The sequence below is a fragment of the Staphylococcus sp. AtDRG32 genome (assembly GCF_004365845.1).
Lineage (GTDB): Bacteria > Bacillota > Bacilli > Staphylococcales > Staphylococcaceae > Staphylococcus > Staphylococcus hominis.
Genome location: NZ_SODE01000004.1, coordinates 147,765 through 163,408, shown reverse-complemented (window position 1 = coordinate 163,408; position 15,644 = coordinate 147,765). Strand labels below are relative to the sequence as shown.

General features: G+C 31.5%; 9 protein-coding genes. 5 read left to right on the top strand and 4 right to left on the bottom strand.

Annotation, left to right across the window (positions count from 1 at the left end; genetic code table 11):
- Positions 1 to 6,727 (top strand): DUF1542 domain-containing protein (locus BDW25_RS07825; RefSeq protein ID WP_133945334.1); only part of this gene is annotated, 6,727 nt, incomplete at its 5' end.
- An 89-nt stretch (positions 6,728 to 6,816) separates the two neighbouring features.
- Here the strand turns inward: BDW25_RS07825 and BDW25_RS07820 are convergent.
- Entirely contained in the window at positions 6,817 to 7,812 is a 996-nt protein-coding gene (locus BDW25_RS07820; RefSeq protein ID WP_002448474.1) for an acrylyl-CoA reductase family protein, read from the bottom strand.
- Between the two features lie 319 nt (positions 7,813 to 8,131).
- Here BDW25_RS07820 and efeO point away from each other — a divergent pair, with 319 nt between their 5' ends.
- The 3 genes from efeO to BDW25_RS07805 are packed head-to-tail and all read left to right on the top strand — an operon-like array spanning position 8,132 to position 11,920.
- Positions 8,132 to 8,986 carry an iron uptake system protein EfeO gene (gene efeO / locus BDW25_RS07815; protein WP_133945332.1) on the top strand — a complete coding sequence of 285 codons (855 nt, stop codon included), beginning with the start codon at positions 8,132 to 8,134 and terminating at the stop codon, positions 8,984 to 8,986.
- The gene (efeB, locus tag BDW25_RS07810) at positions 8,983 to 10,209 is read left to right on the top strand and encodes an iron uptake transporter deferrochelatase/peroxidase subunit (RefSeq protein WP_133945330.1); all 1,227 of its coding nucleotides are present in this window, start codon (positions 8,983 to 8,985) and stop codon (positions 10,207 to 10,209) included. The genes efeO and efeB overlap by 4 nt, the downstream gene beginning before the upstream one ends.
- Positions 10,190 to 11,920, top strand: coding sequence for an FTR1 family iron permease (locus BDW25_RS07805; protein ID WP_133945328.1), 1,731 nt, complete (start codon positions 10,190 to 10,192; stop codon positions 11,918 to 11,920). Before efeB ends, BDW25_RS07805 begins: the two co-directional genes overlap by 20 nt.
- 70 nt (positions 11,921 to 11,990) lie before the next feature.
- Here the strand turns inward: BDW25_RS07805 and tatC are convergent, their stop codons facing one another.
- Together tatC and BDW25_RS07795 are read right to left on the bottom strand one after the other, a co-directional pair.
- On the bottom strand, positions 11,991 to 12,746 hold the full coding sequence (gene tatC / locus BDW25_RS07800) for a twin-arginine translocase subunit TatC (protein ID WP_071859962.1): 756 nt from the start codon (positions 12,744 to 12,746) through the stop codon (positions 11,991 to 11,993).
- Positions 12,688 to 12,912, bottom strand: a complete 225-nt coding sequence (locus BDW25_RS07795) for a twin-arginine translocase TatA/TatE family subunit (protein ID WP_002454954.1) — start codon at positions 12,910 to 12,912, stop codon at positions 12,688 to 12,690. The genes tatC and BDW25_RS07795 overlap by 59 nt, the downstream gene beginning before the upstream one ends.
- Before the next feature lie 176 nt (positions 12,913 to 13,088).
- Between BDW25_RS07795 and BDW25_RS07790 the strand changes: the two genes are divergently transcribed.
- Positions 13,089 to 13,604 carry a GNAT family N-acetyltransferase gene (locus BDW25_RS07790; RefSeq protein WP_133945326.1) on the top strand — a complete coding sequence of 172 codons (516 nt, stop codon included), beginning with the start codon at positions 13,089 to 13,091 and terminating at the stop codon, positions 13,602 to 13,604.
- Positions 13,605 to 13,659: 55 nt separating this feature from the next.
- Here the strand turns inward: BDW25_RS07790 and BDW25_RS07785 are convergent, their stop codons facing one another.
- Entirely contained in the window at positions 13,660 to 15,345 is a 1,686-nt protein-coding gene (locus BDW25_RS07785) for a CDP-glycerol glycerophosphotransferase family protein (RefSeq protein WP_049432453.1), read from the bottom strand.
- Between the last annotated feature and the right edge of the window lie 299 nt (positions 15,346 to 15,644).

Genomic DNA, 15,644 nt, shown 5'->3' with positions numbered 1-15,644 from the left:
GAAAGCAAAAGCGAAATTAGATGCAGCGACTAGCGAAGAAGATCCAACACCAGGAATGACGCCAGCAACAGCAGATAATTATAGAGCGAAAAAAGTAGAAGCAGAGCGAATTAGTGCAGAAGCGCAAAGCGTGATTGACAATGGAGATGCGACAGCTGAAGAAATCAGAGATGAGAAAGCAAAAGTAGAAGAGGCATTAACTCAATTAACTGAAGCAAAAAATGCATTAAAAGCAGATAAATCAGTGCTAGAACAAAAACGTCCAGGATTAAATCATGTGGGAGTTACCGAAGGTAAGAAACCAGCGAGCGTGACTGCATACAATAATGAAATGACTAAAATTTATGATGAACTGGAAGCAGCAAAAACAGAAGCAGATAGAGTGATTCATGATGACAATGCGACACCAGCTCAAGTAACAGCGGCTATCGCAAAAATTGACGCGGTACAACCTAAGTTAGACAATGCCATTAGCTTACTTCACGACAAAGAAAATAACAGCGAATTAGTGAAAGCAAAAACAAAATTAGATGCAGCGACTAGCGAGGAAGATCCAACACCAGGAATGACGCCAGCAACAGCAGATAATTATAGAGCGAAAAAAGCAGAAGCAGAGCGAATTAGTTCAGAAGCCCAAAGCGTAATTGACAATGGTGATGCGACAGCTGAAGAAATCAGAGATGAGAAAGCAAAAGTAGAAGAAGCATTAACTCATTTAACTGAAGCAAAAAATGCATTAAAAGCAGATAAGTCAACGCTAGAACAAAAACGCCCAGGATTAAATCATGTAGGTGTTACCGAAGGTAAGAAACCATCAAGCGTGACTGCATATAATAATGAAATGGCTAAAATTCATGATGAACTTGAAGCAGCAAAAACAGAAGCAGATAGAGTCATCAACGATGACAATGCGACACCAGCACAAGTAACAGCGGCTATCGCAAAAATAGATGCAGTACAACCTAAGTTAGACAATGCCATTAGTTTACTTCACGACAAAGAAAATAATAGTGAGTTAGTTGAAGCGAAACGTCAACTTGATGAAGCAACGGCAGAACAAGATCCAACACCAGGAATGACGCCAGCAACAGCAGATAACTATAGAGCGAAAAAAGCAGAAGCAGAACGAATTAGTGCAGAAGCCCAAGGTGTGATTAACAACGGTGATGCGACAGCTGAAGAAATCAGAGATGAGAAAGCAAAAGTAGAAGAAGCATTAACCCAATTAACTGAAGCAAAAAATGCATTAAAAGCAGATAAGTCAGTGTTAGAACAAAAACGTCCAGGATTAAATCATGTGGGAGTTACCGAAGGTAAGAAACCAGCGAGCGTGATTGCATACAATAATGAAATGACTAAAATTCATGATGAACTGGAAGCAGCAAAAACAGAAGCAGATAGAGTGATTCATGATGACAATGCGACACCAGCACAAGTAACAGCGGCTATCGCAAAAATTGACGCGGTACAACCTAAGTTAGATAATGCCATTAGCTTACTTCACGACAAAGAAAATAACAGCGAATTAGTGAAAGCGAAACGTCAACTTGATGAAGCAACGGCAGAACAAGATCCAACACCAGGAATGACGCAAGCAACAGTAGATAACTATAGAGCGAAGAAAGCAGCAGCAGAACAAGTAAGTGCAGAAGCTCAAAAAGTAATAGATAATGGTGATGCGACAGTTGAAGAAATTAGAGATGAGAAAGCAAAAGTAGAAGAAGCATTAACAGCATTAAATCAAGCGAAAGATGATTTAAGAGCAGATAAAACAGAATTACAACATAAACTTCCAGAATTAGATCAACGTGGCATTACCGAAGGTAAAAAACCAGCAAGCATCACTGCTTATAATGAAGCTCTAGGAAGAATACAAAGTGAAATTGAAGAAGCTAAGACGAAAGCACAAGAAGTGTTAAATAAAGAAAAAGCAACACCAGCAGAAGTGAAAGAAGCATTAGACAAAGTGAAAGCAGTCTTACCAAAACTTACTGAAGCGATTAGTTTACTTCACGACAAAGAAAATAATAGTGAGTTAGTTGAAGCGAAACGTCAACTTGATGAAGCAATAGCAGAACAAGACCCAACACCAGGAATGACGCCAGCAACAGCAGATAATTATAGAGCGAAAAAAGCAGAAGCAGAGCGAATTAGTTCAGAAGTCCAAAGCGTGATTGACAATGGAGATGCGACAGCTGAAGAAATCAGAGATGAGAAAGCAAAAGTAGAAGAAGCATTAACTCAATTAACTGAAGCAAAAAATGCATTAAAAGCAGATAAGTCAGTGCTAGAACAAAAACGTCCAGGATTAAATCATGTAGGTGTTACCGAAGGTAAGAAACCAGCGAGCGTGACTGCATACAATAATGAAATGGCTAAAATCCATGATGAACTTGAAGGAGCGAAAACAGAAGCAGATAGAGTGATTCATGATGACAATGCGACACCAGCACAAGTAACAGCGGCTATCGCAAAAATTGACGCGGTACAACCTAAGTTAGATAATGCCATTAGTTTACTTCACGACAAAGAAAATAACAGTGAATTAGTGGAAGCGAAACGCCAACTTGATGAAGCAACGGCAGAACAAGATCCAACACCAGGAATGACGCCAGCAACAGCAGATAATTATAGAGCGAAAAAAGCAGCAGCAGAGCGAATTAGTGCAGAAGCGCAAAGCGTGATTGACAATGGTGATGCGACATCAGAAGAAATCGCTCAAGCAAAAGCAAAAGTAGAAAAAGCATTAACAGCATTAAATCAAGCGAAAGATGATTTAAGAGCAGATAAAACAGAATTACAACATAAACTTCCAGAATTAGATCAACGTGGCATTACCGAAGGTAAAAAACCAGCAAGCATCACTGCTTATAATGAAGCTCTAGGAAGAATACAAAGTGAAATTGAAGAAGCTAAGACGAAAGCACAAGAAGTGTTAAATAAAGAAAAAGCAACACCAGCAGAAGTGAAAGAAGCATTAGACAAAGTGAAAGCAGTCTTACCAAAACTTACTGAAGCGATTAGTTTACTTCACGACAAAGAAAATAACAGCGAATTAGTGAAAGCAAAAACAAAATTAGATGCAGCGACTAGCGAGGAAGATCCAACACCAGGAATGACGCAAGCAACAGCAGATAACTATAGAGCGAAAAAAGCAGCAGCAGAACGAATTAGTTCAGAAGCTCAAAAAGTAATAGATAATGGTGATGCGACAGTTGAAGAAATTAGAAATGAGAAAGCAAAAGTAGAAGAAGCATTAACTCAATTAACTGAAGCAAAAAATGTATTAAAAGCAGATAAGTCAGCGCTAGAACAAAAACGCCCAGGATTAAATCATGTAGGAGTTACCGAAGGTAAGAAACCAGCAAGTGTGACTGCATACAATAATGAAATGGCTAAAATTCATGATGAACTGGAAGCAGCAAAAACAGAAGCAGATAGAGTGATTCATGATGACAATGCGACACCAGCACAAGTAACAGCGACTATCGCAAAAATTGACGCGGTACAACCTAAGTTAGATAATGCCATTAGTTTACTTCATGACAAAGAAAATAACAGTGAATTAGTGAAAGCAAAAGCGAAATTAGATGCAGCGACTAGCGAGGAAGATCCAACGCCAGGAATGACGCAAGCAACAGCAGATAACTATAGAGCGAAGAAAGCAACAGCAGAACGAATTAGTTCAGAAGCTCAAAAAGTAATAGATAATGGTGATGCGACAGTTGAAGAAATCAGAAATGAGAAAGCAAAAGTAGAAGAAGCATTAACTCAATTAACTGAAGCAAAAAATGCATTAAAAGCAGATAAGTCAGCGCTAGAACAAAAACGTCCAGGATTAAATCGTGTGGGAGTTACCGAAGGTAAGAAACCAGCGAGCGTGACTGCATACAATAATGAAATGACTAAAATTCATGATGAACTTGAAGCAGCAAGAACAGAAGCAGATAGAGTGATTCATGATGACAATGCGACACCAGCACAAGTAACAGCGGCTATCGCAAAAATTGACGCGGTACAACCTAAGTTAGATAATGACATTAGTTTACTTCACGACAAAGAAAACAACAGTGAATTAGTGAAAGCAAAAGCGAAATTAGATGCAGCGACTAGCGAGGAAGATCCAACACCAGGAATGACGCAAGCAACAGCAGATAATTATAGAGCGAAAAAAGTAGAAGCAGAGCGAATTAGTGCAGAAGCCCAAGGTGTGATTAACAACGGTGATGCGACAGCTGAAGAAATTAGAGATGAGAAAGCAAAAGTAGAAGAAGCATTAACTCATTTAACTGAAGCGAAAAATGCATTAAAAGCAGATAAATCAGTGCTAGAACAAAAACGCCCAGGATTAAATCATGTAGGTGTTACCGAAGGTAAGAAACCAGCGAGCGTCACTGCATACAATAATGAAATGACTAAAATTCATGATGAACTTGAAGCAGCAAAAACAGAAGCAGATAGAGTGATTCATGATGACAATGCGACACCAGCCCAAGTGACAGCAGCTATCGCAAAAATAGATGCGGTACAACCTAAGTTAGACAATGCCATTAGTTTACTTCACGACAAAGAAAATAACAGTGGATTAGTGGAAGCGAAACGCCAACTTGATGAAGCAACGGCAGAACAAGATCCAACACCAGGAATGACAGAAGTAACTGCGAATAATTATAAAGCTAAGAAAGTAGAGGCAGAACAAGTAAGCAGAGATGCACAAAAAGTGATTGAAAATGACGATGCAACATCTGGGGAAATTGCGCAAGCAATAGCTAAAGTAAATGAAGCTACAGTTGCATTAAAACAAGCTAAACATGATTTAGTTCCAGACAAAACTTTATTGAATAATGCTAAAAACAATTTAGAAACAAGCATTAATCAGGTGCCTGAAACTAAAAATATGACTAGTGATTCTGTTGAAAATTATAGAAATAAATTAAGCCAAGCAAAAGATACATTAGCTAATGCACAAAAAGTTATTGATAACCCAACTTCAACAGTTGATGAAATTAATAAAACTATCGAAAATGTGAAACGTGCTAAAGATGAACTTGAACAAGCTAAACATGACTTAATATTAGATTATGATGCTATTATTAAAAAAATTAAACAACAAACTGATTTAACAGATGCTCAAAAGGATAAATTAATAGAAAAGACAAAAGCTTCTACAACTTCTGATGAATTAGAAAATATTAAACATAATACTGATTTATTAAATGATGCGATGAAACAATTAAAAGAAAACATCGCTGAAAAAGATAAAGTCAAAGCAAGTATTAATTATACTGATGGAGATAAAGATAAAAAAGATACCTATGATGATGCTCTAAAAGAAGCTGAAAAACTAATTAATGATGCAAAAAATCCTATTATTGATCCTAGCGTGATAAATCAACTTAAAGATAAGATAATTGATGCTAAAAATAATTTAAATGGTGTAGAAAAATTACAAAATGCTATAAATAATGTTAAACACATATTGGAAAGCTTAAAACATTTGAACAATGCGCAAAAAGATGCGTTTAACAATATGATAGATAATGAAAATTCACGTGATAATTTAGATATAATTATTAATAAAGCTAAGGAAGTGGATAAAGCTATGAAACATTTAATTGATGAAATAGCTGATAATTTAGATATCAAGCATTCTGTTAATTATTCAGAAGCTTCACCAGATAAAAAATCCGCTTACGATGAACTTATTAAAAAAGCTGAAGACTTAATAAATAAAGGTATTGGCACAAATGCATCACTTGAAGAAATTAATAAATTAATTCAAGATATTAAAAAAGCAAAATATGATTTAGATGGAAAACATCAAGTTGAATTAGCTAAACAAAAAGCTTTAGAAGAGTTAGAAAATGAAGTTAACCGATTGAAAGATGAAATTGACAACAATCCTAACCTTTCTAAAGAAGATAAAGAAAAACTTAAATCTAAATTAGAGCGTCTTCTTGAAAATGCAAAAGGTCAGATTAATAATGCAACTACATTAACAGACCTTAATAAGATTAAAGATAATACTCAAAAAGAAATCGATAAATTAAAAGCATTAATTGATGCTAAAATTTTGGCTAAACAAGAAATTATTGATTTTGCTAATAAAAAACATCAAGAAATTCTAAATAATTCTAACTTAACTGATGCTCAGAAACAAAAAGTGGTAGCTGAAATAGATAAAGCTTTACAAAAAGCGCTTGAAAACATTGATAACGCCAATGACATCAATGAAATTAACCGTAAACTTAAAGAGGGCAAAGATAATATAGCGAAAATTGTTGCAAAAGAAATTACTAATGCGTTAATAGATAATAAAATTAAAGAAATTAAAGCACGCAAAGATTTAACAGATGAACAAAAAGCTAAATTAATTGATTATCTTGAAAAACTTAGACGTGATACGTTAAAAGAAATTGATAAATCACATATTGATGATATCGGTTCAATTATCCAACAATTAATGGACAAATTGAATATGCTTGATATTGATAAAATTGAAAACATCTTAAGTCATAACAATAAAAACAATAATCAAAATCAATCAAATGTTGACGGTATTCAATCTAATAACAGTCATTTATCTAAATCACATAGATTACCTGATACTGGTTCAGAAAGTACATCTATTCAATTAGAGATTGAATTAATGACACTATTAGTTGGTCTAGGATTAGTATTAAAAAATCGTAGAAAAAAACAAAAAAATAACAAGAATAAAAGATAAAAAAGATATAACTTAGTATCTTTAAAAATAAAGAGCAGGAAACCACTATAAACTGGGTTTCTTGCTCTTTTTTATTAAATAAATATGAACTATGCTTCAAAATCTATAATAATTCTTCCAGCGTTCTCATGATTAAGTACTGTCTCAATAGAATGTTTTAAATCTTTAAAAGCAATTGTATTTTTAATTTCATGTAATTTATTAGATTTTAAATCAGTTGCTAATCTTCTCCATACACGTTGACGTAATTTCATTGGTGTCATAACTGAATCAAGTCCAACGACGCTTACACCACGAAGAATAAATGGAAATACTGAAGTTTCAAAGTGGTTACCTCCAGTCATACCAATTAATGCAACACCACCACCATTTGTTAGATGCTTTGCTATATAAGGTGTTCCAGGACCACCGCAAGGATCAATAGCAGCTTGCCAAGTTCTTTTTCCTAATATTTCATTACTATCTTCAGAAATACGATCGATAACTTCTCTTGCTCCTAATTCTTTTAATTTATTCGTAGCTTTTTTATTTCCAGTACTTGCTACAACTTTATAACCAAGTTCATTTAACATCATTACAGCTAAAGACCCAACACCACCAGAAGCGCCACGTACAAGTACTTTATCGCCTTCAAGTGTCATAAAGTTAGCTTTTTCTAATTTTTCTATTGCTAAACCAGCTGTGTAACCAGCAGTCCCATAAATCATCGCTTCTTCAAGTGTTAGATTTTCAGGACATTTAACAATCCAATCTGATTTAACACGGGCATACTCACTAAATCCCCCGTAATGATTGACACCTAAATCATAGCCAGTAATAATAACTTCTTCACCTTTTTCGATTGTAGGATCATCAGATTCTACAACTGTACCTGCTAAATCAATTCCAGGAACCATTGGATATGATTTAAGTACACCGCTATCTTTAACAGTGGCTAAGGCATCTTTATAATTAATACCAGAATATTGAACTTTTATTAAAACTTCACCTTCAGGTAAATCATTGATTGATAAATCTTTGAAATCACTTGTGACAGTGCCATCATTATCTTTTTCAACCATAAACGCTTTGAAATTTACACTCATAAAATCGTACTCCTTAAAAATAAAAAATTAGATGTTAATTGCATATCCTAAATAACCATACCACATTTTAAACGAGTCATTAAGTTAAAAAGTTTATATAAATTAAATATAAAATAGTCTATATTTTGATAAAAAAATAATTATATTGACAGTAAAACAGCATAAATATATAATTTTACTGATAATGATTATCACTTGATAATAATCATGTTGATAGAGATACAAAACTGTAATTTTAAAATTTAGATGTAGAGAATATACATTTTAAAATATTTAACATCAAAAGATAATCACTAAATTTTAATGAGGTGAATTTATTATGAAGAAATTACCAACTATTTTACTAACATCATCACTACTATTAACAGCTTGTGGTCATAATAATCACGATAATGCTAATGAGAAAACTTCAAAAAAATCTACAAATGAGAATAAAGTAGCATTACAGAAAGCAGCTAAAGAATATAGAAAATATACAAATGAACAGTTAGATCAGTTTTTAAAAGGAACTGAAGAATTTGTATCTGCAATAAAAGCAGATGATATTGAAAAAGCAAAATCTTTGTATCCTAAAGTACGCATGTATTATGAACGTTCTGAACCCGTAGCTGAAGCATTTGGCGATTTAGATCCTAAAATCGATGCCCGCCTAGCTGATATGAAAGAAGAGAAAAAAGAAGATAAGTGGACAGGGTATCATAAAATTGAAAAATCTCTTTATCAAGAAAATAAAATAGATGAAATGACTAAGAAGGATGCTGATAAATTACTAAAAGATGCTAAAGAATTAGATGCTAAAGTAGATACATTAGATATTACACCTAAGTTAATGCTACAAGGATCAGTGGATTTATTGAATGAAGTATCTACATCAAAAATTACTGGAGAAGAAGAGATATACTCTCACACCGATTTATATGATTTTAAAGCAAATATCGAAGGTGCTCAAAAAATTTATGAATTATTTAAATCTGAATTAGAAAAGAAAGACAAAAAATTGAGTTCTACAATTATGGATAATTTTAATAAAGTGAATCAATTACTTGATAAATATAAAAATAATGATGGTTATAAAGATTATAGTGCAGTAACTAAAGAAGATAGAAAAGCGTTATCAGATGCAGTTAACTCACTAGGAGAACCATTAAGTAAAATGGCTGTGGTTACAGAATGAGTAATATAAATCATAAAAATCACCCTCAAATGACTAGACGTTCATTTTTAAAGTTACTAGGTATAGGAAGTGCTGGTGCTGTTATTGGAGCAAGTAGTGTAGGCAGTATCTTTTCGTTTAAATCTATGTTTGATACTCCTGAAAGTGAAGAAAACGAGTCATATGAATTTTATGGACATATTCAAGCTGGTATTACTACACCAACTCAAAAAAATTGTAATTTCATTGCATTAGATTTAAAGTCCAAAGATCAAACATTAATTAAAGATATGTTTAAAAAATGGACTCAAATGTCTGTTAGTATGACTGACGGTGCTATTATTGGGGAAAATAGTAACAATACACTATTACCACCTGTAGATACTGGTGAATCAATAGGATTAGATGCTAGCAAACTCACTTTAACATATGGCGTGAGTAAGTCTTTTTTGAAAAAAATAGGATTATCATCTAAAATTCCATTTGATTTTAGAGATATACCTCATTTTCCTAATGATCAATTAGATGAAGAGTATAGTGATGGAGATATTATGATTCAAGCTTGTTCAAATGATCCTCAAGTTACTTTTCATGCCATACATAACTTAATACGACCTTTTAGAGACATCATTAAAATTCGCTGGTCACAACATGGTTTTATTTCTACTAAAAAAAATGAAACACCAAGAAATTTGATGGCATTTAAAGATGGTACAGTTAATCCACGAAACAATAACGACTTGAAAAAATATGTATTCATTGATAATGGATGGGCAGAAAATGGGACGTATTGCGTTATAAGACGAATCCAAATTCATATTGAGACATGGGATCGTACTGCATTAGAAGAGCAAGAAGCAACATTTGGTCGTAAACGTTCTACAGGTGCCCCTCTAACAGGTAAGAAAGAATTCGATAATATTGATTTAAAGGCAAAAAATAATAAGGGTAAGTATGTTATCGATGAGAATGCGCATACGCGTTTAGCTCGTGAAGTAAAAACTTCTATTAAACGTAGAGCATATAATTATAATGATGGTACAAATGCTAAAACAGGTGACTTAGATACTGGACTCATGTTTATTTGTTTCCAAAAATCTATTCAACAGTTTATCGATATTCAAAATAATTTAGGACACAATGATAAATTAAACGAATATATCACACATCGAGGTTCTGCATCATTTCTTGTATTACCAGGGATACAAAAGGGAGGCTATATCGGTGAAACACTATTTAGTTAAGATATCGATAGTTACTCTCTTAATCATTATTACACGTTTGTTTTCATTGACTTCAGTTAGTGTTGCAAATGATAGTCAATTAAATGATGCGTATGTAGCTATCTCTGATGCGAAATGGACATTAGAGCACAAACAATTAAATTATAACGAAAAACAAAACGTGTTGAATGAAGTAAAACATAAAATAATGTCTTTAAATATTAAAGGAAATAAAAAAGGAAAAGATGTTAAATCGAAACTTCATATGATTGATCAAGCAACGACTACAAATAAACAAATCGACTCGTTATCAGAATTAACAAAATCTCTCATCGTTTACGAAAGTTCTGTATCGACTGATGATATTGATAAAGATATTAGAAATTTAAAAAAACAAATTAACGCAAAAGATAATATCATTCAAGAAGCTGTAAAAAATAAAGATAGATCAAAATTACAGTCTATTAATAATATGTTAAATCAAATTTGGAAAAAACATGAAACGGCCATCAGAAATTATGATGAAAATAAATATGGACAAATAGAAGTGTACTTGATGCAGTTGCGTGTAGCTATTCAAAAAGAACCATTAGACATAAAAAAAGTAGATAATGCTTGGAAGACATTTAAAACAAGTATTGATACTGTTGATAAAAAGCAATCAAATACTGAAAAAAATCAATATAAAGTTACCCAACTTAATATTGAATTAGAGAAAGCAATCAAAGGTATCGAGAGTCATCAGTTAAAACAATCAGATGAGGCACTGACTAAATTTATACAAATATGGCCTTATGTTGAAGGCAAAATTCAAACTAAAAACAGTAGTTTATATACAAAAATTGAAGATAAAATTCCATATTATCAAAGTATTTTAGATAGTAGTAATAAAGATCGTATTAAAGAAAGTTTAATAAAAATAAATTCTGAAATTAAAGATACTGTAAGTGAAGACGCATATTCATCCATAGATGTAATGATTATATTTTTACGTGAAGGATTAGAAGTATTATTAATCATATTGACATTAACAACTATGACCAGAAAGGTTAGAGACACTAAAGGGACAACAAGTGTCATTGGTGGCGCTATATTAGGTTTGATTTTAAGTCTCGCATTAGCATTTATCTTTATTCAAGTACTAGGAAATAATGGATTATTACGTGAAGGTATGGAAGCAGCGCTAGGAATAATAGCAGTTGTTTTAATGTATATTGTGGGTATATGGATGCATAGACGTTCAAGTGCTAAGCGATGGAATGATATGATTCAACAAATGTATCACCATGCAATAAGTAATCGAAACTTAGCATTATTAGGTACAATTGGATTAATATCCGTTTTGAGAGAAGGCGTTGAAGTCATTATCTTTTATATGGGAATGATGGGAAGTATAAAAACTTTAGATTTTGTTATAGGAATTATACTAGCCATTGTTATATTAATCATATTTACATTGTTATTCAAAACAGTTATACGATTGATACCTATATATTTTATTTTTAGAGTACTTTCTATTTTAATATTTATTATGGCATTTAAAATGTTAGGAATTAGTATTCAAAAATTACAATTACTTGGAATGATAACACAACATAGTATTGAGCATATTCCAACACTTAATATCATTGGTTTTTATCCAAGTATTGAAACGATGAGTGCACAATTAATTTATATACTATTAATTGCTTATTTCACTTTAAAACATACTAAAACAAAGCATCATATCTAAATTGAAAATAAAGTCTCAAACGAGTAGATTAATTTACTCGTTTGAGACTTTTGCATTTGATTCGAATTCATTAATGTCGAGTAGTTATTTTAGTTAAAAGAATGCTTATTTCAAATAAAATAATGAGTGGTAAAGTCAAAAATAGATTCAAAGTGATATCTGGTGGTGCAAGAATACTAGCAATAATGAAACAAGTAAAATAAATATATTTGCGATATTGGTGTAATTGTTTAATATCTATTACATCCATTTTAACTAGTCCCATACAAAACATAGGTAATTGAAAGACGACACCAAATATAAATAACCACCTTATTAATTCATGTAAATAAGCATTAAAACCAATCACTGGTTGAATATACATTGTTTTCGATAATGTTAATGAAAATTTTATAATTAATGGAAATCCGATAGTATAGGCGAAACCGACACCAATGATAAATAACGCAGTACATAATAAACTATATTTATAAATAAAAAAACGTTCACGTTGATGAAGCCCTGGTGATATAAATGCCCATAATTGATAGAAAATAATAGGAAGAACTAAGCACAAAGTTACAAAACTAATGATTAGTATATAGATTTGAATCATTTCAGTGAATGAAAAAGTATGTAAAACAACTTGAGTGCGTTTAATATGGTAAACAAAAGTTGTGATCCACCATTTAGATGATATGTATACTAACGGCAAAGTAATTAAAAATGAAATAAGTATATTAATTAAACGTCGCCTTAATTCTTCAAAGTGTTCGAGTAAGGTCGAACTAGTTTGATTTGTCTCGCTGTTGTTTAGAATGTTTACTGGGTGTTTCCTCCACCTCATCTGAATCAATGTGTTCAGCTGCAGACTTAAATTCTCTTAAAGTACTGCCAATCGCTTTACCAAATTGTGGTAATTTTTTAGGACCAAAAATAATTAATGCAACAATACTAATAATGACTAAACTGGTAGGTCCAGCCATGCCTAATATAAATAACTCATGAAACATCTTAAACACCTCACTTTAATATAGTCTATCTTTACTTTATACTTATTGATAATTATTATCAATACATATTTTAATTTATAAAAAAATAATTTAATATAGTGTTTGAAATGTGTTTGATAAGGAATAAGATATTATCTGGTTTTGAGAAAAATAAGTACAATAAAAAGAGGGGAAATATGAAAGAAGAAATTGAAGAAATTAAAAAAGATAATGTAAGTGAGTTAAGAAAAATTGCAGAAAAAACGTTTTATGATACTTTTAAAGGTAGTTATACTGATGAAAACTTTAAAAAATTTTTTAAAGAAAACTATAATGAAACGAAGTTATTATCAGAAATCGAACATCACCAATCATTTCACTATTTCTATAAGGTAGATGATGAGATTGCTGGTTATTTAAAATTAAATATTAATGAAACACAAACTGAACCAAAAGGTGATCAATATTTAGAAATTCAACGCATTTATTTTGATAAGGATTACCAAGGTGGAGGAAGAGGAAGTCAATTTATTCAATTAGCTATTGATAAAGCAAGGGAGTATAATAAATCAAAAATATGGTTAGGTGTTTGGGAAAATAATCCTTCTGCCATTGACTTTTATAAAAAGCAAGGATTTAAAATTACAGGACACCATGACTTTATTAATGGTAATGTAATAGACATGGATTTAATTATGGAAAACGAAATTTAAAATAACACAATAAAGCACTAAGAGGACAGAAAAGTTCTGTCCTCTTAGTGCTTTATTATTTATCTAAAATATCTCTCATAAGTTGAGTTAGTTTTTTTAGAGATTGATTATTACGATTTATAAGTGCATGTCGGTGAATGGTAGGAATCGTATCATGTATTAAATGATTTAGTAACACTTCTTCGTCTGTGTACCAAACTTTTGCTAGACTGTTCAGCACATCAATATAGACGCCACGTTCTTCTTTATATTCTTTGTGATTAGGAGTATATAAACAAACTTTTTTATCAATAGTTAAGGCATCAAAAATGATAGAAGAATAATCAGTAAGTACAATGTCTGATATTAAGATTAAGTCTTGTGTTTCGATATCTATAGGAGCCTCAATGACACCTTCTGGAATAGCATCATCACCTTCAATATGCCCCTTATATATCACATAGTATTTTTCTAGTAACTCTGGTGTCATCGTTAAAGGTGTAAATGATTCTGTATTTTTATGCCATGTTGGCGCATATAATAAAACAGGTTTTGTATGATTAAGTTTTAATTTTTCACGTATTTTTCTTTGCTGATTTTGATTATCTTTATAGTTTAGTAAATAACTTACTCTTGGATAACCAAAAGGAAGAAATTGAACCGTTTCATTAGGAAAAGCAGTCTCAAATAAACCTTCTGAAGCTTTTGAATCTAATAAGACATATGATTGGTGTTTCCATTTATTATATTTTCTTGCTCTGTAATTATAAATATTTTGATTTTGATAGGGTTCTTTACTATCTAAAAATAATTCTTTAATAGGCGTACCATGCCATAATTGAATGACTGTACCATTAGGTTGATACGCTTCAGGCATATAACTTTCAATGACTACAATTTTTGCAGTTTCAATAAGTTCTTTATTATGTTCTGCATCAATGGGAAGGAAATATGGTCCATGTCTATCGTCTGTAATGTAATAAGCTTCTGTTGTTGGATTTCGTTTTACAAAGTAATTAAAAAGGTATTTAGAGTTACCTCTATAGCCATAATCGAATCCTAAAAATACGACATGATTTTTCAATTTGGATGTATCTTTAGTATAGATATAACTTAGTTTTTTATGATTTTGAATCGCACGTTGATGAATTTTATTGTACATCCATTTAGGCAATTTAAATTTTGTTGTTACAAGCCAGCTATCAGCAAAACGAAGAGTTTCGTCAGCTAATGGATGCTTATATTTAGGAAATGGAATCGAATGGCCGTGGATATAAGCTAGTTTATTTAAATCAAAGTGATTGGCAATTTTAATTTCTCTTGTATCTAACGAATTCCAAAATGAACTAGATGTCTGTAATTCCTCAATAAAATCAAAAACAACATGTCCATCTATATCAACCTCATTTTTTAAAATAGTGATGACTGCTAGGTCCATAATAGATTGAATTTGATATTTTGAGAGGTAAATCAGCGCAGTATCAATATTATAAATGATATTTGGATAATGATTAATATTATTCATCCAAGCGAGAAAACTTAATTTATCATTCCCAAAATAACGACAATCATTAAGATAAACACCATGGATTGTGTAATCAACCGCAATAGAATGTTCACCTAATGAGACAGCATTAAGCATGTCTTGATTAATTTTTATTTCGTTAGAATAGGGGATAAAATGTGAATACCCTGCAGATTTAGCTTTATTAAGTTGTATATCTAGATGTGACATATTAGATATATTTATTTGTTTAATCATTATGCATTATCCTTTAACTCCTAAATTTCATATTTTTATTTTACCATGCACTTTTAAAAAATTCATATTTACATGAATGATAATATAAAATCATATGTTTATGAAAATTCAAATAGATCTTACTACTATTGTTGACATAAATTATTTTTACAGTATTGTCAATTGTGATAAGAAATGTTATATTATTTTTGTGAAAATATTCACAAAAATAAAAAGTGTAATATTCTAATTTTAACTTGATTACAATATGTTAATTTTTGTGAATACCTGTTAAAATTAGAAAAGTGAATTTTTAGTTG

Coding starts and splice junctions, on each gene's coding strand:
- BDW25_RS07820 (WP_002448474.1), bottom strand. CDS start 7,812: ATGAGTGTAAATTTCAAAGCGTTTATGGTTGAAAAAGATAATGATGGC.
- efeO (WP_133945332.1), top strand. CDS start 8,132: ATGAAGAAATTACCAACTATTTTACTAACATCATCACTACTATTAACA.
- efeB (WP_133945330.1), top strand. CDS start 8,983: ATGAGTAATATAAATCATAAAAATCACCCTCAAATGACTAGACGTTCA.
- tatC (WP_071859962.1), bottom strand. CDS start 12,746: ATGAGGTGGAGGAAACACCCAGTAAACATTCTAAACAACAGCGAGACA.
- BDW25_RS07795 (WP_002454954.1), bottom strand. CDS start 12,912: ATGTTTCATGAGTTATTTATATTAGGCATGGCTGGACCTACCAGTTTA.
- BDW25_RS07790 (WP_133945326.1), top strand. CDS start 13,089: ATGAAAGAAGAAATTGAAGAAATTAAAAAAGATAATGTAAGTGAGTTA.
- BDW25_RS07785 (WP_049432453.1), bottom strand. CDS start 15,345: ATGATTAAACAAATAAATATATCTAATATGTCACATCTAGATATACAA.